The sequence below is a fragment of the Weissella paramesenteroides ATCC 33313 genome, assembly GCF_000160575.1.
In the GTDB taxonomy this organism is placed as follows: domain Bacteria; phylum Bacillota; class Bacilli; order Lactobacillales; family Lactobacillaceae; genus Weissella; species Weissella paramesenteroides.
In genome coordinates this window covers 20,545-42,360 of the sequence record NZ_GG697128.1, presented here as the reverse complement: position 1 = coordinate 42,360, position 21,816 = coordinate 20,545, and the positions used below count along the sequence as shown (strand labels likewise).

General features: G+C 37.1%; 19 protein-coding genes. 2 read left to right on the top strand and 17 right to left on the bottom strand.

Annotated features, from left to right (window positions below):
* Position 1: 1 nt before the first annotated feature.
* From HMPREF0877_RS00225 to HMPREF0877_RS00205, 5 genes are all read right to left on the bottom strand, one after another.
* Entirely contained in the window at positions 2–847 is an 846-nt protein-coding gene (locus tag HMPREF0877_RS00225; RefSeq protein ID WP_040760047.1) for a MetQ/NlpA family ABC transporter substrate-binding protein, read from the bottom strand.
* A gap of 373 nt (positions 848–1,220) precedes the next feature.
* Complete coding sequence (locus HMPREF0877_RS00220; RefSeq protein WP_002827018.1) at positions 1,221–2,564, bottom strand: FAD-dependent oxidoreductase; 1,344 nt, start codon at positions 2,562–2,564, stop codon at positions 1,221–1,223.
* A gap of 245 nt (positions 2,565–2,809) precedes the next feature.
* A complete protein-coding gene (locus tag HMPREF0877_RS10220) occupies positions 2,810–2,980 on the bottom strand; it encodes a hypothetical protein (protein ID WP_164223358.1) in 171 nt (56 codons plus the stop codon).
* A gap of 17 nt (positions 2,981–2,997) precedes the next feature.
* Positions 2,998–4,725: an ABC transporter permease/substrate binding protein gene (locus HMPREF0877_RS00210; RefSeq protein ID WP_002827016.1), complete on the bottom strand. Its 1,728-nt coding sequence runs from the start codon at positions 4,723–4,725 to the stop codon at positions 2,998–3,000.
* 1 nt (position 4,726) lies between these two features.
* The gene (locus HMPREF0877_RS00205; RefSeq protein WP_002827014.1) at positions 4,727–5,989 is read right to left on the bottom strand and encodes a quaternary amine ABC transporter ATP-binding protein; all 1,263 of its coding nucleotides are present in this window, start codon (positions 5,987–5,989) and stop codon (positions 4,727–4,729) included.
* Positions 5,990–6,234: 245 nt separating this feature from the next.
* Between HMPREF0877_RS00205 and HMPREF0877_RS00200 the strand changes: the two genes are divergently transcribed.
* On the top strand, positions 6,235–6,852 hold the full coding sequence (locus tag HMPREF0877_RS00200; protein ID WP_002827013.1) for a GntR family transcriptional regulator: 618 nt from the start codon (positions 6,235–6,237) through the stop codon (positions 6,850–6,852).
* Positions 6,853–6,923: 71 nt separating this feature from the next.
* Here HMPREF0877_RS00200 and HMPREF0877_RS00195 read toward each other — a convergent pair whose 3' ends face one another.
* The 3 genes from HMPREF0877_RS00195 to parE form a co-directional block, all read right to left on the bottom strand.
* Complete coding sequence (locus HMPREF0877_RS00195) at positions 6,924–7,850, bottom strand: manganese-dependent inorganic pyrophosphatase (RefSeq protein WP_002827011.1); 927 nt, start codon at positions 7,848–7,850, stop codon at positions 6,924–6,926.
* Positions 7,851–7,927: 77 nt separating this feature from the next.
* A complete protein-coding gene (gene parC / locus HMPREF0877_RS00190; protein WP_002827009.1) occupies positions 7,928–10,387 on the bottom strand; it encodes a DNA topoisomerase IV subunit A in 2,460 nt (819 codons plus the stop codon).
* Positions 10,388–10,392: 5 nt separating this feature from the next.
* Entirely contained in the window at positions 10,393–12,420 is a 2,028-nt protein-coding gene (gene parE, locus HMPREF0877_RS00185) for a DNA topoisomerase IV subunit B (RefSeq protein WP_002827008.1), read from the bottom strand.
* Between the two features lie 195 nt (positions 12,421–12,615).
* Here parE and plsY point away from each other — a divergent pair, with 195 nt between their 5' ends.
* On the top strand, positions 12,616–13,242 hold the full coding sequence (gene plsY / locus HMPREF0877_RS00180) for a glycerol-3-phosphate 1-O-acyltransferase PlsY (protein WP_002827007.1): 627 nt from the start codon (positions 12,616–12,618) through the stop codon (positions 13,240–13,242).
* Positions 13,243–13,338: 96 nt separating this feature from the next.
* Here the strand turns inward: plsY and HMPREF0877_RS00175 are convergent, their stop codons facing one another.
* The 9 genes from HMPREF0877_RS00175 to HMPREF0877_RS00135 form a co-directional block, all read right to left on the bottom strand.
* Complete coding sequence (locus tag HMPREF0877_RS00175; protein ID WP_040760045.1) at positions 13,339–14,220, bottom strand: aldose 1-epimerase family protein; 882 nt, start codon at positions 14,218–14,220, stop codon at positions 13,339–13,341.
* Between the two features lie 73 nt (positions 14,221–14,293).
* The gene (xerC, locus tag HMPREF0877_RS00170) at positions 14,294–15,220 is read right to left on the bottom strand and encodes a tyrosine recombinase XerC (protein WP_002827004.1); all 927 of its coding nucleotides are present in this window, start codon (positions 15,218–15,220) and stop codon (positions 14,294–14,296) included.
* Between the two features lie 28 nt (positions 15,221–15,248).
* Positions 15,249–17,390, bottom strand: coding sequence for a type I DNA topoisomerase (gene topA / locus HMPREF0877_RS00165; RefSeq protein WP_002827003.1), 2,142 nt, complete (start codon positions 17,388–17,390; stop codon positions 15,249–15,251).
* A 125-nt stretch (positions 17,391–17,515) separates the two neighbouring features.
* Complete coding sequence (gene dprA / locus HMPREF0877_RS00160) at positions 17,516–18,382, bottom strand: DNA-processing protein DprA (RefSeq protein WP_002827002.1); 867 nt, start codon at positions 18,380–18,382, stop codon at positions 17,516–17,518.
* Positions 18,383–18,429: 47 nt separating this feature from the next.
* A complete protein-coding gene (locus HMPREF0877_RS00155; protein ID WP_002827001.1) occupies positions 18,430–19,194 on the bottom strand; it encodes a ribonuclease HII in 765 nt (254 codons plus the stop codon).
* The gene (ylqF, locus tag HMPREF0877_RS00150; RefSeq protein WP_002827000.1) at positions 19,187–20,059 is read right to left on the bottom strand and encodes a ribosome biogenesis GTPase YlqF; all 873 of its coding nucleotides are present in this window, start codon (positions 20,057–20,059) and stop codon (positions 19,187–19,189) included. Before ylqF ends, HMPREF0877_RS00155 begins: the two co-directional genes overlap by 8 nt.
* Before the next feature lie 21 nt (positions 20,060–20,080).
* Positions 20,081–20,302, bottom strand: a complete 222-nt coding sequence (locus HMPREF0877_RS00145; RefSeq protein ID WP_002826999.1) for a YozE family protein — start codon at positions 20,300–20,302, stop codon at positions 20,081–20,083.
* The gene (locus HMPREF0877_RS00140) at positions 20,299–20,916 is read right to left on the bottom strand and encodes a YpmS family protein (RefSeq protein ID WP_002826998.1); all 618 of its coding nucleotides are present in this window, start codon (positions 20,914–20,916) and stop codon (positions 20,299–20,301) included. The genes HMPREF0877_RS00145 and HMPREF0877_RS00140 overlap by 4 nt, the downstream gene beginning before the upstream one ends.
* Position 20,917: 1 nt before the next feature.
* Positions 20,918–21,790, bottom strand: coding sequence for a GDSL-type esterase/lipase family protein (locus HMPREF0877_RS00135; protein WP_040760042.1), 873 nt, complete (start codon positions 21,788–21,790; stop codon positions 20,918–20,920).
* Between the last annotated feature and the right edge of the window lie 26 nt (positions 21,791–21,816).

The following is a 21,816-nucleotide window of genomic DNA, read 5'->3' as shown; positions in this document are numbered from 1 at the left end:
CTTATTTTAGTTTAATATCCCAAGCTGCCTTCTCAGCAGAACCATATAGATCCTTCATGTGAGCTTTTGTTTTGTCCGTTTGATAGGCTTTAACAACTTCACGATATATTTTTTTGTGCTGATTATCCTTACGGGAAACAATTATATTGATGTAACCCTTATTCGCTTTATTAATTGGTTCTGTGTAGAGCGCTTTGTTGATATCGAGTTTTGCATCCAGTGCATAATTTGTGTTAACCACGCCAGCATCAACACCTTTCAACGCTGATGCTGTTTGTTCAGAATTAACTTCTTTAATCTTAAAGTGCTTTTTATTGGTGGTAATATCCTCAACACCCGGTATTTTTTTAGAATGATCATATTTTATTAGTTTTGCTGCTTCTAATACGTCTAATGCTCTTTTTTCGTTGGAACCATCATTTGGAACCACAATTGTTGCATTTTTCGGTAAATCAGCCAAACTCTTATATTTTTCAGAATAAATTCGTATCGGTGTAACATAAGTTTTACCAATTGACACCAATTTATTACCTAAATGTTTATTTTGTTCTTTGAAATAATTAATTGTTTGCATTGCATTTAAATCAATTGACTTATCAACTAGCGCCTGATTTGGTTTTACATAATCAGTAAATACCTTTAGCTTTACATTAATATGATATTTTTTTGCTGCATCCTTTTTTACATATTCCCAAAGTTGTCTGTCAGAATCACCCACAAGACCAACAGTTACTGTCTTCTCTTGACTATTTGCAGAAACTGATTGACTAGCCGTGTTTATCATCAAAATAGAAACGCCTAGTGCGCCAACTATTGCTGATACAGTACGTACTTTCCCAATATACATATCTTCCTCCATAAAAAAAGTCGTTTCCAGGATATACCTAGAAACGACAAATCGTGTTACCATTCTATTTTTTTCTAATGATTGCTCAATAAAAACTCCGAACGTGCAAGCAGGGTGCGATATGATGCAATGCCTATACGTGTGTCTAATAACGAAGACCAACCCGTGTCTTACTCATGGACTTGCCATTTATAAAACCCAATCACAGGCCATTTTCCATTATCTCCCTCAGACTGCATTTCAGCCAATTGCAGCTCTCTAAACATCGGACGATGATGTACTTTCCTGATCAATTTGTTTCAAAAATATTTTGTGTACGTCAAATATATTAGACGATTCTAATTTTTTAGTCAACAGTTTTATAAACATCAATTTAATTTTTCATTTCATCAATCGCCTTTAAAGCCGTTGCACCAACAAAATTGACGGGCTGAGTAAAATTAGGTTGAAAAAAGAAATCAGCCATTGCTAAATCATCAATCGTCATATTATTTTGAATTGCCAACGATACAACATTTGCTGCTTGCGAAATATCATGTTTTGATATAAATGCTGCACCCACAATTCGATGAGTTTGTTTTTCCCAAGTTAAAGTTGATAGTACTGGCGTTGTTGACAACATAAAATCAGGTCGATAGTTTTCTTCATGGATTGTTTCCTCAACTTCCAAACCATGGTGTTCAGCTGTTGCCTTAGTCATGCCAGTTGCCGACAGGGCAAAGCCATATAATTCAACAGCTGAAGTACCCTGTGTACCTGTATATGCTAATTGATGACCATCTATATTTTGGCCAACCAACATTCCCTGTCGAATTGCGTTTGTTGCAAGTGGCAAATAATCATAAGACTGTGTTGGATTATAGTATACAGTAGTTGCATCGCCAGCAGCATATACATCCGGTACACTAGTCTCCATATACTCATTAGTAATGATTGCACCATTCTTTAACATATCAACTTGACCATTAAAAAGCTGCGTATTTGGCAAAAAACCAATCCCTAAGACTGCAATATCCGCCTCATAGCTTCCCTTATCTGTATTGACTCGAATACCTTCATTAGGTAATTCATCAAATGATGTAACCATCTGATTTAGCGCAAGTTCAACTTTGTGTTCTTTAAATGATTTTTCTAAACGCTCTGAAATAACGGGACTAAAATTTTTGGGTAAAACATGATCACAACCATCAATTAATGTAACCTGTTTGTTCGTTACTGAAAATTGTTCTGCAATTTCAGCACCAATATATCCAGCACCAATAACAATTACACGTTTTACATCATTAGCAATGGCCTTAATGGCCTTTGCATCTTCCCATGATTTAACCATGTAGATACGGTCGCTATCAATCCCGCTAATATTGGGCTTCAACGGCTTTGAGCCAGTTGTAATGACAATCTTATCAAATGTTTCTGACAGCAATTCTCCAGTTAATAGATTTTTAGCCTGTATATTCTTTTTAGCTAAATTAACAGCTACCACTTCATGCTGCATTTTCATTTCGATGCCTTGCGCATTCATTGAAGCGGGTGTTTCATAGAACATCCGTTGTTCATCTGATACATGATTTCCTAACCACAGTGCAATACCACATGATAAAAATGAAACTGTTGAATGTTGTTCAAACACTGTTACTTCGGCATCAGGATGTTGTTTTTTTACTTGAATTGCCGAAAACGTCCCTGCATGAGTACTACCAATAATTGCTACTTTCATAATTCTGCCACCAAAAATTCCTTTCAAAATTCATTGTTAACTTATAAACTATCGATTGATTTATTATTCACAATATAAAAATACCGTAAAAACAATATACATAGGTTAATACGTAAAATAACACATCAAAAAGTTATTTATTTCACAAATATATTGTATCTTATTTCACAATAAAGTCAATAAATATTCAAATTTAAGGCACAAAAAAACCATGATGACTTTTGATCATCATGGTCACAACCTCATTAATTGTTTCGCCACTGTCTTACCAACATAACTGTACCAGTAATTGAACCTAGCGTCATCATGATTTGGGCAAATAGTGACTTGTCTGCCATAATCGTCATACTAACAACAAGCGCTAGTACAAGAACCATAAAATAAATACAGGCATCTTCAATCTGTTCGGTTAACATATAATATATTTTCTCCCCTACTTGAACCAAGAATCAACCTTTGATTGATTATTCTTAATCCAAGTGTTTGCGGCTTGCTTTGCTGATTTACCATTTTGAATATCAAGCATGACCTTACCCATATCTTCTTTAGTCCACTTAAACTTCTTTAAGACCTTGTATGCGTCCGGCTTATCTTGCTTCAAATCTTTACGAGTCATTGTGTTAATAGTCTCAGCACCACCAAATGATTTCTTTGGATCCTTTAGATACTTCAAATCGTACTTTTGGAACATCCAATGTGGTTCCCAACCAGTAACAACAATATCTTGCTTTGCCTTAATCGCTTTACCTAAGGCAACTGCCATTGCACCTGATGATGACGGTGTAACTTGCCATCCTTGACTATTTAGACCGTAATCCTTAATTGCCTTCTCAGCACCTTTAGTAACACCTGCACCTGGTTCAATCGCCGTTACCTTCTTACCAGCTTCACTCTTCAAATCAGCAATTGAATCAACGTTCATGTACTTAGGGACAACTAATCCAGTTGTGGCACCCTTCAAGTTAGGTCCAAGAAGATCAATATCGTTCTTGTACTTCTTATATTGTGCCTTATGCGTATTTGGTAACCAAGCTGATACAGAGGCATCTGCTTGTCCATTAGCAATTGACTGCCACATAATTGAGTTATCTAGTGGTGTTAAATCGACTTGGTATCCATGTTGACGCATAGCTTGGGCCAAAACATTACTTGATGCAACTTCTGAATCCCACTGTACATAAACTAATTTAACTGACTCTTTCTGTGAACTTGCAGAAGTTAATGAAGTCACAACACCTCCACCAATCATGGCGACTGCAACTGCAAGAGCAGTCCAACCTTTCCAATGGTGCTTTGATGGTGTTGATTTGTCTGCTGGTGTTCGATTAAGTTTTTGTGTAAATCGATCAATAATAATTGCCAATACAACTAATGAGAATCCATTAACAAACCCTTTACCAATATCAGCATTTTGTACGGCTGAGAGAACACCACGTCCCAATCCTGGTGCACCAATCATAGATGCGATAACCACCATTGAAAGAGCTAGCATCAATGTTTGATTAATTCCAGAAAAAATAGTTCCTTGAGCCAGTGGCAATTCAACCTTAAACAACTTCTGTTTTCCAGTCGATCCAAAAGAATCCGCTGCTTCAACTAAGTCAGTTGGTACCTGACGAATACCAAGATTTGACATACGAACTGTTGGTGGTAATGCGAAAATAACAGACGCAAACACACCTGGAACAACACCAATACCAAAGAATGCAACTGCTGGAATCAAATAAACAAAGGCCGGCATCGTTTGCATAAAGTCTAGGATTGGCTGAATAATTTTATTAACCGTTTCATTTTTAGCCATCCAAATTCCAAGTGGCACACCAATAATCACTGATATCAAACTAGAAATAATGACCAAGGTAAACGTACTCATCAAATCAGACCACAAGCCCTGATTCTCAACAATAATTAACCCAATAAACGTAAAAAATGGGACTCCCCACTTTTTACCAAACATTAGAATTGCAAAGATGGTTATTCCTATAATAAATAACCAGACTGGAATTGCTGATAACGCACCAGTCATCGTATCCATGACGGCGTTACCACCTTTTTGAATCGCATCAAAGAGGCCACTCAAATGTGCTGTTAACCAATCAATTCCTGAATCAACCCAAGGGCCTAAAGGTATTTTAGGAAATAAATTTGCTAAAACAAACATTTTATACTTCCTCCTTTGTCTCTACTTGATTGGACTCAGATTTCGCATAATTTTTTTCGATTTCTTCTTCAACCGCTTCAGCTTCGTCTGACTGACCATTTTCAGCCAACGCTTCAAGAACACGACCACGAATTAAAATACCACGCAATCGTCCATTTTCCACAACAGCTAATGGTGTTGGTGAATCGTAAATAATTGGCATAATGTCCATTACTAACATATCTGGTTCAACAGTCGGAATCTGTGTCGCAACATCAGCCAGCTTTAGTCCTTCCGTACGAGCTCGGATTGCATCCTCACTAGTAATATAACCGCGGAACTGACGGCGACGATCAACAGCAATTAAACCAGAAACCTCTTCTGTACGCATCTTCTTTAAGGCAACATTAGGACCATCGACCTCAATATTTGTAAAGAAAGGTGTAATCATAATGTTTTCAGCCGTTAATACCTTTGACCGATCCACATCTTCAACGAAGGCCCGAACATAATCGTTAGCAGGTTGTGTAACAATTTCTTCTCCGGTACCCACTTGAACGACTTCCCCATCTTTCATAATCGCAATACGATCACCAATACGAAGTGCTTCATTCAAATCGTGGGAAATGAAGATAATCGTCTTCTGATATTGTTCTTGCAAATCCAACAATTCATCTTGCATATCCCGACGAATCAAAGGATCTAAGGCTGAGAAGGCCTCATCCATTAGTAGAATCTCAGGATCATTAGCTAACGCACGAGCTAGTCCGACACGTTGCTGCATTCCTCCAGATAATTGATCTGGGTATTGATCCTTGAAAGCCAACAAATTTGCATTTTCTAAAGCTTTTTCAGCCTTTTCACGTCGTTCGGCCTTTGGTACACCCTTTACTTCAAGTCCATACTCCGTGTTTTGTAAAATCGTACGATGTGGGAACAATCCAAAACTTTGGAAGACCATGCTCATTTTTTTCCGTCGCACATCCAACAGTTTTTCTTTATTTAGTTTTGACACATCTTCATCATCAATGTAAATATTGCCTGATGTCGGCTCAATTAATCGATTCAATAATCGAATCAATGTTGATTTACCTGATCCAGACAGACCCATGATAACGAAAATTTCACCTTCCTCAACAGATAAGTTAGCGTCATATACACCAACAGTTGCTCCTGTCTTTTTTAAGATTTCAGTTTTTGATTCATGTTGTTCAACCAGTTGTAATGCTGGCTTAACACGCTTTCCGAAAATCTTAGTCAGGTGTTCAATTTTTACCTTTGACATATATTTTCTCCTCCTACTCGCTCGAAAGACAATTACTTTCGCTAAGTGACAATTCTATTGTAAACATAAGGTTGTCACTTTGGTCAAATTATATAAACTATACCAATCACATGAAAATGTTAAAACTTAAATAATAAACAGCGAAGTAAAAGCTGTACCAATTATTTTTTTATAATTTTTAATAACATCCGTTTTCTGAAATATATGGTATTCTTTATTTATATGACTAATTTTAGGAGAATATTATGCCAGCAATTAAGCAACCTCGCTATCGAACAATCGCTTTAAGGATTGCTGAACAGATTAGTAATGGTCAATTACAAGTAGGCACAAAAATTCATGCGCGATCTACCCTTGCAACTAGTTATGGTGTGTCTTCAGAAACAGCTCGCCGTGCAATCAGCATTTTGGAAGATTTAGGTATTGTTGAGACTCGTCACGGAAGCGGCGCAATTATCATTTCACGTGATAAGGCCCAAGAATTCATCAACTCTGAAAGTGATGCACAAAACCTGCAAAACTTACAGACGGATCTGTCCAAACAAATTGAAGACCAGAAAGCTGGTCTTATGACATTAACCCAATCACTAAACGCTTTTATTGAACAAACACAATACTACAAGAAACATAATCCGTTTAGGCCGTATGAATTACAGTTAGTTAATGACTCACCTATGTTTGATCAAACTGTTAGTGAATTGAATTTTTGGCATCGAACCGGGACAACACTGGTCGGTATTTTACATGAAAATCGCTTAACCCTATCTCCTGGACCATATGCCAAGATACAGAGAAACGATACACTATACTTTGTTGGTGACGAATTAAGCGTACAAAATGTCTATAATCTCTTTTATGAATAACTGTTCAGTTTACTACAAACAAAAAATTGCTGGTTAAAATCCTTATTAGGGTTTTAACCAGCAATTCTTTTTTATCCTTCAAACGCAGTGGTAAGTGGTGGTACAACTTGCTTCTTACGAGAAACAACTCCTGGTAATGAAGCGCGACCATCAACTAACTTTACGCCAAATGCTGATGCAACTTTTTCTTGATCCTCTCCCAGTACAAGAATATCTGAGTCTGAATCCAAGATATTGGTAACAACAAATACGAAAGTATCGTAGCCATCATCTGATAATTCTGCTTCAATTGCGGCAACAATTTCGTCACGGCGAGCAAAGACATCATTGACATCAACGGTGTTAACTTGACCAATACGAACAGTTTTACCAGCTAACTCAAATGACTTCGCATCGCCATCAATTAGCTCTTTTGCTGTCTTAGTTGATAAATCTGTACCAGCCTTTAGCATTTCCAAACCATAGGCTTCACAGTCATCCAAGCCTGCAATCTTTGCCAAATCTTCCAATGCTGGCTTATCTAATGGTGTCGTTGTTGGACTCTTTAGCAAAAGCGTATCAGAAATAATCGCTGAAAGCATCAACCCAGCAATTTTTGCTGGAATCTCAATGTCTGCGTTTTTGTACTCATAATAAAGTACAGTCGCCACAGAGCCAAGAGGCTTGTTAATGAACCATAATGGCGCAGCAGAAGTAAAATTAATTTTATGATGATCATATACACCGGCTACGGTCACATCAGCCAAATTTGCAACTGATTGACTTGCTTCATTATGATCAACCAAAATTACTTCGTCAGTATCAGCTTTTTCAATGATACGTGGTGCGTCTACTTTAAAATAGTTTAATGCGTACTCAGTCTCTGCGTTAGGTGTACCTAATGCAGCAGCTTCAGTCTCAACTTGATATGCTTTATTCAAAAAGTATGCTGCAGAAACAGCAGATGCAATTGTGTCTGTGTCAGGATTTTGGTGTCCAAAAACCAATGTTTTAGTCATCAGATAATTCTCCAATTCATTATTTCTTTATTATTCTAATAATACACCATTTTTAATTGCGAAACATCTAGAAAACATTAATTTTCAACTTTTGTTTCATCATATAATTTGATAGTCGTTGGCTGTCCATCTGTATCCGTATCAATAATGAAGCTGCCATTACTATAACGTTGACTTAACGCATGATCTTTCGGCGACACATCAAATCTTTTGCCTCGACTAGTATAAATTGACAATGCTGCTGGCGCTTGCTGATCAATGACGATCGTTGCAATAATCTCATGAGAGTCTTTCTTTAACTCACGCATGATTGCCACACCTTTACGAGCACGACTAGTAATCGGAATCTCACTCACTGGCATCCATTTAAAAGCTCCCCGATGGGTAATAATCGCCAACGCTTGTTTTTCTGTAGCAGTAGACATGTTAACAATATTATCACTATCCGCGAGATTCATTGCCTTTACTCCGGCTGTCCGATTACCAGAAAGTGGCACTTCAGTAACATCGTAACGTAATCCAACAGCATGCTTTGTCGTTAGAATCACTGTCCGATCACTTGCTGCACCAATTGATAGATACTCCAAACCAATGATTGATGAATCATCCGCCTTTAACTTCATATAGACTGTACTACGCTTTTTATACGTACTTCTAGGAGTTAAATCTTCAAAATTAAACTGCTTAATGTAACCATCATTGGTTGCACTCAACCAAGTTCCTTCAAGTGAATTTATATCATTCACAATCTCAACATGAATAATTTCTTCATCAGAAATAAATCCGCTAACCGACTGTGATAAATGTTCACCAGGTTCTTTCCATTTAAATTCTGGCAACTCATGTATAGGTCGGTAAATCACATGACCTTTATTTGTAAAAATAAACATGTGTTGTAAAGTATTTACACGTTCAATAAATAGCGGTTCATCATCATCACGCAGCCCATTTTCATCCCCTGAAGCCTTAAATGACCGTAATGAGGACCGTTTAACGTAACCCATTTTTGAAACGAGTACTGCAACATCCTCATCGGCTACTGTCACCGTTGAATCGTACTTTAATTCCTGAACATCTGCCTCGATTGTCGTTAATCGAGGTGAATTATATTCCTTCTTAATTGACTTAAATTCTTGGCGTAATTCTTGACGTAATACTTTTGGTTCAGACAAAATAGCATTAAAATGCATGATTCTGTCGGAAAGTTCTTCAAACTCCGCCTGCAATTGAGTCACATCTGTATTCGTTAACCGATACAATTGTAAAGTAACGATTGCTTCAGCCTGTTCTAGTGTAAACTCATATTTATCAACCAAATTTTGTTTGGCATTTTTACGATCTTCAGAACTACGAATCGTTGCAATCACTTCATCAAGAATTGAAAGTGCTTTGATTAACCCGGTAACTATATGTTGTCGTTCTTTCGCTTTACGTAAATCATACTCAGTTCGTTTTGTAATAATTTCAACTTGATGATCTAAAAATGCTTGTAAAGCCGTCTTTAACCCAACTCGTTCTGGACGTAAATTGTGAATTGCCACCATATTAAAATTATAAGTTACCTGCAAATCAGTCTTCTTTAACAAATATGCTAAGATTCCTTGAACATTTGCATCTTTACTTAACTCAATGGCAATTGACAAACCATCACGATCAGATTCATCTCGTACTTCAACAATACCTGACACATCCTTATTCAAACGAATTTCATCAATTTTTTTAACCAAGGTTGCTTTATTTACTTCGTATGGAATTTCACTAATTTGAATCTGTGATTTACCACCCTTTAAGGCTATTATTTCAGTTTTTGATCGCACGACGATTCGTCCACGACCATTTTTATAGGCTGACTTAATACCGTCAACCCCTTGAATAATACCGCCAGTTGGGAAGTCAGGTCCTTGAACAAAGCCCATTAGATCTTCCAAGCTAGCATTAGGATGTGCTAATAAATAGATCAAAGCATCAATCACTTCACCCAAATTGTGCGGTGGAATATCTGTTGCATATCCGGCCGAAATACCCGTAGCCCCATTTACTAATAGGTTAGGAAAGTGAGCTGGTAAAACGGTTGGTTCATATTCGGTATCATCAAAGTTCAATACCATATCAACAGTTTCTTTATCCAGGTCACGTAACATTTCCCCCGCTAGCTTAGATAAACGTGCTTCTGTATAACGCATTGCTGCAGGCGGGTCATTATCAATAGAACCATTGTTTCCATGCATTTCAATTAGTGGTGCACGCAATTTCCAATCTTGCGACATTCGTACTAACGCCTCATAAATTGAAGAATCACCGTGTGGGTGGAAATTACCCATAACATTCCCAACTGACTTCGCAGATTTACGGAATTGTTTATCAAAAGTATTGCCATCCTTATTCATAGCGTACAAAATACGACGCTGTACAGGTTTTAACCCATCACGAATATCTGGTAATGCACGCTCTTGAATGATGTACTTTGAATATCGTCCAAAACGGTCACCCATTACCGCTTCTAGACTTAATTCTTGAATATTTCCAGTTTCTACCATTCAGATTACTCCTTTTTGTCTTGCCAGCTTTCTATAATTGGCGCAACAAATTCTTTACTTTGTGAATCAAGTTCTTCGCCTTGAGCAGCTTCGTCAAGCAAGGTATCACCCTCTTCGACTAAGTTAAAGGCTACGTTACTTTCAATCCATTTACGACGTGGTTCTACCTTATCACCCATCAATGTTGTCACCCTTTTTTCAGCTAACATCGCATCATCAATTTTAACTCGAATTAATGTACGTTGCGTTGGGTCCATTGTTGTTGCCCAAAGTTGCTCGGCATTCATTTCTCCAAGCCCCTTAAAGCGTTGTAGTGTATAACCGCGACCAATCGTTTCTTCTGCCGTAGCTAACTGACTATCTGTCCACGCATATTCAATTTTTTGTTGTTTTCCTTTACCCTTACGTAACATATACAACGGCGGTAAGGCAATGTATACTTTACCAGCATCAATTAATGGACGCATATACTTATAAAAGAATGTTAGTAATAGCGTCTGAATATGTGCACCGTCATCATCCGCATCTGTCATGATAATGATCTTATCATAATTTGCATCAGCTACTTTAAATTCTGGGCCAACTCCAGCACCAATGGTATAAATAATCGTCGATATCTCTTCATTTTTCATGATATCTTGTAACTTGGCTTTTTCAGTATTTAACACTTTACCTCGTAAAGGTAAAATGGCTTGGAATTTACGGTTTCGTCCTTGCTTAGCAGAACCACCGGCAGAATCACCCTCAACTAGGAAAAGCTCATTTTGATTAGCATTTTTCGATTGTGCTGGGGTCAATTTTCCAGATAATAAACGCTCACTTTTACCCTTCTTTTTTCCAGATCGGGCTTCATCACGCGCCTTTCTAGCAGCCTCTCGAGCCTCTCGAGCACGAAGCGACTTTCGAATTAAACTCTGGGAAAATTCACCATTTTCCATTAGATAGAAACCAAGCTGTTCCGTAATGATATTATCAACAATTGTTCTAGCTTCCGGCGTCCCCAATTTTTCTTTTGTTTGGCCTTCAAACTGAAGAATATTCTCTGGAATTCGTAAAGAAATAACTGCAGATAATCCTTCACGAACATCTGATCCTTCAAGATTCTTATCTTTTTCTTTCAAAAGGTTTACTCGTCGGGCATATTCATTAAATGCTTTTGTCCATGCTGATCTTAACCCAGCTTCGTGGGTCCCACCATCTGGGGTACGCACATTATTCACGAAAGACATCATTGTCTCAGAGAAACCATCATTATACTGTGCTGATACTTCAACTTCGACCCCTTGTGCGATACCTTCAAAATACATGATATCGCCTAGTGTATCCTTATCTTCGTTTAGATAATCAACAAACGCCTTGATACCTTCTGGGAAATGATAAGTTTCTGTTTGTTCTTGTCCTGGTCGTTCATCAGTCAAGGTAATTTTTACATTTCTAAGTAAGAACGCAGATTCACGTAACCTTTCAGCTAACGTATTAAAATTATAAATCGTTGTTGAAAAAATCTTTGAATCTGGTTTAAAAGTAACGGTAGTACCCGAAGTTTCTTTTGTTTTACCGATTTTCTTTAGGGTACCATCAGGATGCCCGCCATTTATAAAATGTTCCTGATATTTTACCCCATCACGTACAATTGTGACAACTAAGTCACTAGATAATGCATTAACGACTGATGAGCCGACACCATGCAACCCACCGGATGTTTTATAACCACCCTGACCAAATTTTCCACCAGCGTGTAAAACTGTCAAAATAACTTCTGGTGTTGGTTTACCAGACGAATGCATCCCCACAGGCATACCACGGCCATGATCTACCACTGTAATGGCATTGTTTTCATGAATGGTTACATTGATTTCATCACCATATCCGGCCAATGCCTCATCAACAGCATTATCAAAGATCTCATACACTAAGTGATGAAGGCCTTTACCATCTGTCGAACCAATATACATTCCCGGTCGTTTACGAACTGCTTCGAGCCCTTCTAAAACTGTAATGGAATCATCCGAATAATCATTTTTCTTTGTCATGGACGTTTCCCTTTCATATAATTTAACGTGCGTTTTAACGCGTTTCAAATTTCATAATAGCTCAAAACTGACCTCTGACGCAATACTATTAAAAAAATTTAAAGTCTCAAACTTTAGAAACATGCTAGAATAGATAACGTTCTTTAATAAAATAGAACCATGCAATTATTAAAATACATTTAAGGAGATATCGTCGTGACGATTTTTCATTTTATTATTAGTTTTGTGTTGGCTTACTTATTTGGATCAATTCCATCAGGATATTGGATTGGAAAAATTTTTTACAAAAAGAATATATTGGAGTTGGGATCTGGAAATATCGGCACAACGAATACTTTTAGAACACTTGGCACAATTCCTGGTGTAGTGGTCTTGATTTTAGATTTATGTAAAGGAATCTTAGGTGCTTCAATGGCAACTATCTGGGGATCAGCACCACATTGGATGTTTATGGTGGTTGGATTAGGTGCCATTTTGGGACATACATTCTCTATATGGATTGGATTTAAGGGTGGCAAGGCCGTTGCTACTTCTGTTGGGGTGTTATTACTCTATAGTCCAGTTATGTTCCTCGCCGCTGTGATTGCCTTTATAACAGCAATATTGCTCACTAGTATGGTCTCTGTTGGCTCAATGCTTGGTTTTACAGTCGTTACCCTACTATCAGTATTCTGGCTTCACGATTGGTTTTTAGCAACTATAGCGCTTGTATTAACCGTATTTGTATTCTACCGACACCGTAGCAATGTTAAACGAATTTTAAATGGTACAGAATCAAAAGTACCCTTTGGACTCATCTATTGGTTATCAAAAAAATCATAACACTCATAAAAAACTCTCTCAAAGCTAGTTAATTAAAATACACATTTTAATGTGTTTTCATTCTAGCCTTTGAGAGAGCTTTTTTATTTAATAATTTTAGAAAAATGATAGTGAGTATGACCCCGTAAATGTTTGTGCAGGCGCCAAACTATTGATTGCATATTTATGATTTATTAGTCCATCAGCGTCAACAGTGTCCGCAATTCCCCACCATGGTTCCAAGCAAACAAAAGGTGCATCCTTACCATATGGCGTCCAAATACCCAAATACTTGGCATCCTGGACATGCATCGTTATCCCATGTGACTCTCGTAATTTAGCCAATATAATGGATACAGGATTACCATCTAGTCGTAAAATAATGGCATCATCTTTGTAATCATCATATCGTAAACGAAGTGGAATATCTGAATTAAACGTGGTATCTAAATTATTGTCTAAATAAGGACCCACAAGCTTTGAGCGCGCATATTTACGTTTTGGATCGACATTGACATAATAATCTGTAAATTTATCACCTGCTTCAAGTGGTACACGGAAACCTGGGTGACCACCTACTGAAAAGTAAATATCATGAGTATCAGTATTCGTAACAACATAAGTAATTCCCAGCATATCTTGATCAGTTAATCTAAAAATGATATCAAACTGAAAATGAAATGGATAAATTGACTGAGTTTCTTCTGTATCTACTAAACGAAGTCTAGCCATTGTACTGGTTTTTTCCACTAAATCGAATTCATTATCACGGGCAAAACCATGTTGTGTCATAAAGTACGTCTTATCTCGATATTTATAGCGGTCTCCTTTCAGACGACCAACAATCGGAAATAGATTTGGTGCATGTCGACCCCAAAAATTAGGATCCGCTGTCCACATATATTCCATACCAGAGTCCCGTCGCTTAACACTTGTAAGTTCTGCACCCATTTCTGATATTTTTACAATTATATTTTCATTTTCAAGTTTGACTGACATAACCCCTCCAAAATAACTAGGTAATACCATAATGATACCAAATAAAATTGGTCTTTACCAATTTATTATCTGCTTACTCTGAAGCCCTGGGAAAAAAGTTACGATAACTCTTTTGTAAAGCATCTGTCGTCACATGCGTATATATTTGTGTTGTACTTAGACTACTATGTCCTAATAATTGTTGAACAGTTCTCAAATCAGCTTGGTTATTTAAAAGGTCAGTTGCAAAAGTGTGCCTAAACATATGCGCAGTTACTTCTTGTGTCAGTCCTGACTTTTTCCCAATTTGCTTTAAAATATATTCGATACCTGCCGTAGTAACTGGTGCACCGCGTTGGTTCAAAAATAATTTATTGGACGTATCAGCTTGCTTACTTGCTAATACAGGGCGCCCCGTTTTCAAATATTTTGCTAACGCATCGGCCGCATAACGACCAAAAGGCACAATTCGTGTTTTATTTCCTTTTCCAGTAATGGTTACAACACGTGCATGACTATCAACATTCTGTAAAGTCATATTTGCGATCTCTGATACTCGTGCCCCTGTACCATAAAGCATTTCTAACAATAAATGATTTCTAAGTCCTAGTGCGGATTGATCTGTCATCACCACATCAAACATTTTCGTTAATTCTTTTTGATAAAAATAGCGTGGTAAATGTTGTCCTGGCTTTTTTAAAACAATACCAACAAAAGGGTTTTCAGCCACCATTTCATTGTTAATTAAAAATCGATAAAAACTACGCAAAGAGCTAACTTTTCGAGCAATTGTCCTTGAGCCATCCCCTTTTTCGTAAAGTTCAGATAAAAATACACGTACATCAAATGACGTAATATTTGATAAAACGATACTTTTAGTAGCTTGTGTTCCTGACAAAAATGTCAAAAATTCGGCAATATCGCCCTCATAAGCTTTTTGTGTTTCAAGTGAATATTGTCTCTCAATACGTAAATAATCTAAAAAAAGTTGCTTTGCACGCTCAGCTTCATTTACAGTCATAACTTCAACCCCTCACTAAATATGAATGCTATTTCGAAGTTTTTGATGTCTCTACTGAATTTTCTTTATCATCGGTTTCATCTTTAGGTGTTGTACCATCTGGTAACGTTTTTTCCGTTGGCTTGTCCCATGAGACAAAGTCACATTCAGGATAACGTGAGCATCCATAAAACTTGCGACCACGTTTTGTCTTTCGCTCAACGATTTGCCCCATCTTACACTTAGGACAAAGTAGCCCGATCTCTTCAACAATTGTTTTAGTATTGCGACAATCCGGGAAGCGAGAGCAAGCATAAAACTTGCCATATCTACCTAATTTCTTAAGCATTGGTGCACCACAAATATCACAATCAAAACCTGCCAGCTCATCCTTTAGGACAATCTTTTCCATCTCTTTTTCAGCTGTCTCTAATTCTTTTGAGAAAGGTGTAAAGAAATCGTCAACTACTTTCACCCAATATTTTTGACCAGCTTCCACATTATCTAAGTCTGTCTCAACTTGAGCTGTAAATTTAATGTTGGTTACATCTGGGAAAAACTCTTGAACAGTATTTTGAACCAGTTCTCCCAGTTCAGTTGGCACAAATTTTTTGGTGTCTAACCGAACATAGGCTCGACGTTGAATCGTTTCTATCGTTGCCGCATATGTAGATGGGCGTCCAACACCATTCTCTTCCAACGCTCTCACCAAGGTTGCTTCAGTGTATCGGGCTGGTGGCTGTGTAAAGTGCTGCTCAGGTGACATTGACACCATATCCACAGCATCGCCAGTTACCAAGCTAGGTAATTTATTATCTTTATTTTTTGCAGCTGGGTATGCCTTTGTAAATCCAGCAAACTTAGTTTGTGAACCATTAGCACGGAAAGTCACACCATTTTGTTCAATGGTTACTGCCATCGTAGCTAAAATTTCTGGTGTCATTTGACTGGCAACAAATCGTGACCAAATCAACTGATATAACTTAAATTGATCATTCGTTAATTTATCTTTTACAGATAATGGCGTACGGAAAACTGATGTTGGTCGAATAGCCTCATGCGCATCTTGCGCACCTTCTTGTTGCTTTCCCTCAACTGGCTTAGTAGCCGCATACTCTGAACCATACTCATCATTAATAAATGATGCTGCTTCTGTTTTGGCAGTATCAGATAATCGAACCGAATCAGTACGCATATAAGTAATTAACCCAACCGTGCCATTTTTACCACCCAAATTAATTCCTTCATACAGCTGTTGGGCTGCCATCATGGTTTTACGAGTTTTAAAATTCAACTGCGTATTAGCTGCTTGTTGCATTGTTGAAGTGGTAAAAGGTGGTTGTGGATTGCGCTTGCGATCCTTCGTAACAACATTAGTAATATTAAATGGTGCTGTTCGATCCAGCTTTTTCAAGACCTCTTGAACAGCATCATTATCTGGTAAAGCTGCCTTTTTACCATCAAGGCCATAAAACACAGCCTTAAATTTTGTACGATCCTTTTTGAACATTGTGTCCAATGACCAATATTCATCTGGTTGGAATGTCTGAATTTCTTGCTCACGTTTAATAACAAGCCCTAAAGCTATTGATTGTACACGACCTGCAGATAATCCTTTTTTAACTTTCTTCCATAGAATAGGTGATAATGAATACCCAACCAAACGATCTAAGATACGTCGAGCTTGTTGTGCATCGACAAGATCCATATTAATTTTTCTAGGATGTTTAAAGGCGTCTTTCACTGCATCTTTGGTGATTTCATTAAATACCACCCGGTTATCGCTTGCGTCTACATCAAGATCTAGAATATGTGATAAATGCCAAGCAATCGCTTCCCCTTCTCGATCCGGATCGGATGCCAGGTAGACATGTTTAGAAGCCTTTGCTTCTTTCTTTAAAGATTTAATAATATCGCCCTTACCGCGTATATTAATGTACTTTGGTTGGTAATCGTTTTCGATATCCACACCCATAGTTGACTTAGGTAAATCACGAATATGACCAATACTTGCGACTACTTTATAGTTTCGTCCCAGATATTTTTCAATTGTTTTTGCTTTTGATGGTGATTCAACAATCACTAAATTCTTTTTTTGCTTTGCCTTTGTCTTCGCTCGAGATTTAGTTTTTGTCGTCGTTGATTTCACCGCACGCGCCTTTTTTTCTTTAACAGCAGTCTGTGAAGCCATTTGCGTGCACCTCTTTTCTTGTAGTTTAATTTATTATTTTCATTAGTCTAAGTTCCTAACAATATTGTACTATACACTATACAACGAAACTTTGCCAAATACTCATTGTATGATACATACAAAAATCAGTAAAAATTTGCAAATTCTAAAACGATTTGATCAACCGATAAAACTGGTGTCGCACCAGCTAAAATCAGTTCGTTTGTTCCGACAGAATATTGTCCATCAATCCGTCCAGGTAATGCCATAACTGTGCGATTCTGTTCTAACGCTAACATAGCTGTAATAAGTGATCCAGACCTTTTTTTAGCCTCAATGACCAAACAAACCTGACATAAACCTGAAATAATTCGATTCCTTTCTGGAAAATGATGTCTTTTTGGTCCTTGCCACGGTAAATATTCAGATAATAATAACCCTAACTGACTAATCGTATTTTGAAGATCTTCACAATGTTTTGGATAGGCATAATCAAATCCCGTACCTATAATTGCAATTGTTTGACCATTCGCTTTGAGGGTTTCACGATGCGTCAACTCATCAATCCCTGCTGCCAGCCCCGAAACTGTGGTTAGTCCTGCCGCAGTTAAACCTGGTATCCATGATTTTAAAACACTTATACCATATGCTGTGGCTTGCCTAGATCCTACAATAGCAACTAATGGTTGTACCAATAATGATAAATCGCCTTTATAGAATAAACAAATAGGTGCATCAATACATTCAGATAACGTTATTGGATACGCCGCATCACAAATTGCAATATACGTCTGGTCTTGCAATTTATGCCACTCGACCTGCCAATTCATTTCTTTAAACCAGTAAGTTGCCTCATTTCGCTGTGATTGCCGCATTTTACTAATAGTTAATATCTGTTGCCAAGATAATTTTGATAATTTATTTTCTTTTAAGTAAATCCAAATGCGGTAACGTCCTTTTATGCTTAATCCTGGAATCATTAATAACCATAATAAAAAATCACGTTGTGCCATTATACGTCTCCTTTATTAAAAGGACACTTGGCAACGTGATTTGTTCATTAATTCAAAAATTTTTTGACTGGCGCAAATGATTTGCGGTGAATTGGTGTAATACCTAATGTATTTAATCCCGCTAAATGTTCAGCAGTACCATACCCTGCATTGTGCTCAAATCCATAACCTGGAAATTGCTGTGCAAAATCTTTCATTAAATTATCTCGATAATTTTTAGCCAAAATTGATGCAGCGCCAATCGAGATACTTCGATCATCACCTTTAATTAATTTTTCTTGTGGGATTTCTAAATCAACTGTCATCGCATCAATAAGTAACCCATCAATTGGAACACTCAAGGCTTCTACAGATTGACGCATAGCCACTCTAGAAGCTTCATAAATATTTAATCGATCAATATCTTTTGCATCTACCACCCCAAATGCAAAATCCACAACTTTTTCACGTATTTCTGTATCAATGGATTGGCGTGTTTTTTCAGAAAGTTGTTTAGAGTCATGAACGATTGTCATATCAAAACTATCATCAATGACAACAGCTGCCGCAACAACTGGGCCTGCCAGTGGACCTCTCCCAACTTCATCGATACCAGCTACAACTTTCCCCTGTTGCCATGCTTTTCTTTCAAAATTTAATCGCTTATTAAACGCTCTTTGTTGGAATAAAATTTTTTCTTGTTTTTTTTCATATTGACGCAACAACTTTTGTACACCAATACGCTCATCAGCTTGCCATCGGGCAATATCTTCAGAAGATGGTTGCTGAAATAATAACCGTTTAATTTCAATAATTGTCTCTGTTTTAGTCATCCACTACCTCACCAATATGATCACTTGGTAATTCTAATGTATATCGCCCTAATTTACCACGTCTTAAGTCAATCAATAATCTTTCAGATGCTCGATCATAATCATCTTTAAATCCTAATTTTTCAGTTATCGTAAGTAAAATATCTACATCAGACTTTTCTTCCCAAATTGATGAATTTAGGTGGTAACGTGTCGTAATTGCCTCTGCGTTATAGTCCCTAAAGAATTTTAATGCCGCCAAAGCAATATCATCCAAATTAATTAACTGATCTTTTATTGCACCAGTCATGGCTAGATGTTGGCCAACCCGTTGATCAACAAATTTTGGCCATAAAACACCTGGTGTATCCAGCAGTTCAAGATTGGTTGGTGTCTTTAACCATTGTAGTTTTTTAGTGACACCAGGGCGATCACCAGTTATTGCAACATTTTTGGTCACCAAATGATTCAGTAACGTTGATTTACCAACATTTGGAATTCCTGCTACTAATGCACGGATTGCTTTATCTTGAACACCCTTTTCTTCCAAATTTTGCCACTTATCTGCCAGTACAACACGTGCTGCTTTCGTAATAATTTGAGGTGTTTTATGTCCTCGCGTATCCAAAGATACAACTGTTAATCCCTGTGATTCAAAATAACTCCGCCAAATACTTGTCCGTTCAGGATCTGCCAAATCCGTTTTTGTCATGATTAATAATCGAGGTTTATCTCCAAGTACATCATCTAACTCTGGATTACGAGATGACAATGGGATACGTGCATCAACTAATTCAAAAACAATATCCACATGCTTTAAATTCTCACGCATAAGGCGAAAGGCTTTGGCCATATGTCCTGGAAACCATTGTATAATTTGAGACATGTTATTCTCCTTTAAATTCTTTTATTCTTCTGACGCTTTATATTCTGACCAGGCTTGATCAAATATTGACATATTGTATAAATAAGTGGCATTTTCTTCCAAATATCTTGAAATTAAGTCAAAGTCATCAGATTGTTTTGGAAACTGTGTATCATAAAAAGCTGCATTGGCAAAATTTTCAACTTCATCACTCGTCACTGGATTACGCTGAGTCATTAGCCATTGGAAAAATGGGCGTCTCATTTGTCTGAAAATCCTCCTCTGAACACAAACTTATCCTTTTCGGGATTAATTTGAACTGCCTTCACATGGACACCTTGTACCTTTGGTGCCCTACCTAAATCAATTAACAACGTTTTTTTCTGTGCATCCAATGTCAACCAATTAGGTAGATCGACTTTTTTACCAAAATAGTCCATCACATATTTCACAGGCAAAGGTAATTGTCCCACAGCAACTGAATCTGCATGAAGTAATATTCCACCATGCTTTGTAACTTCTGGTGTCATTCTCATACCGAAATCAACAGATTGACCAAAAAGCTTATATGTGCCGTACAACATCATACCTTTCTTTTGCATTTCAAAGCGAAATTGATGACGTAAAGATGGATCAGCATTAATGTATTTTTCAACAAGAGCATTCAACTCCTTGCGACTAACACTAACCTCAAACGATGCCTGACCAATTTCTGGTCGTGAATCCGTTACATGTTGATGGCTCTGTGGCAGGAATAACAGAACTGTACTTAAAATAACTAATACAAGTATCGTTCCTAATATTCCTTTTAAAAAGCCTCTTTTTTGTGATTGACGAATAATCTCATCTATATTTGACCGTACATTGTCTTGTTTCATCTTATTTTTTCAACCATTCTTGTTCACTTAATGACATTTTTTTTACCAATAAAGCACTCATCTTATCATAACCTAAATTATTTGGATGGTAGTGATCCTGCGTTGTTATATATTGATTTAGTTCTTCATTTTTTCCCGAAGTTAGTGTTTCCGTTACCATCTTATTATTTAATGATCCGCGATTAGCAGCTTCAGATTTCTTTTGTAATTTTTCACGTGATGCTTTGGTTTTATATTGACCAAACGTTAATGTTCTAAATGTAGATACATAATATACACGATCATCTACAGATGCTAAATTTGCATTTATATCATTATATATTTTTACATCATCGTTTAAATCATTCCGGTTAGCTAAATAAACATACAGTGGATTATAATTACCAAATAGATAAATAGGCGCTTGTTTATTTTGTTTCTTTAGATAATTAATCAACCTCGTTAAATTTTCAGTATAATCTGGCATTGCTTTTTCAACTTGCCTTGTAACAGCAGATTCAGACCTAGCTAATACTGCCTTAAATAAGGTTTGTTGCAAATCATTGCCACCAACTGTCAGAGTGATAACATCTGCATTTTTTATATCTTTTTTAGCCTGGGCATTTGCTTTAATACGCGCTAAAATTTGATCAGAACGATCGCCAGCTTTTCCATAATTTGATGTATCAACTTTCACATTGTATTTTTTTGAAATTTGCTTTGCCGTTCGCTTGGTGTACCCCTGTTGTTTTGTTGTATCACCAACTCCTTCAGTTAGTGAATCGCCAACTGCAACAAAGTTAATGCTATCTTTACTATCTGCATGTACTGTTGTGACCCCGATTAGGAAAAAAGCCAATAAACTGGTCAATACTAAATACATCTTTCTTGGCATAACAGGTGGCTCCTTTCTATCGTTCA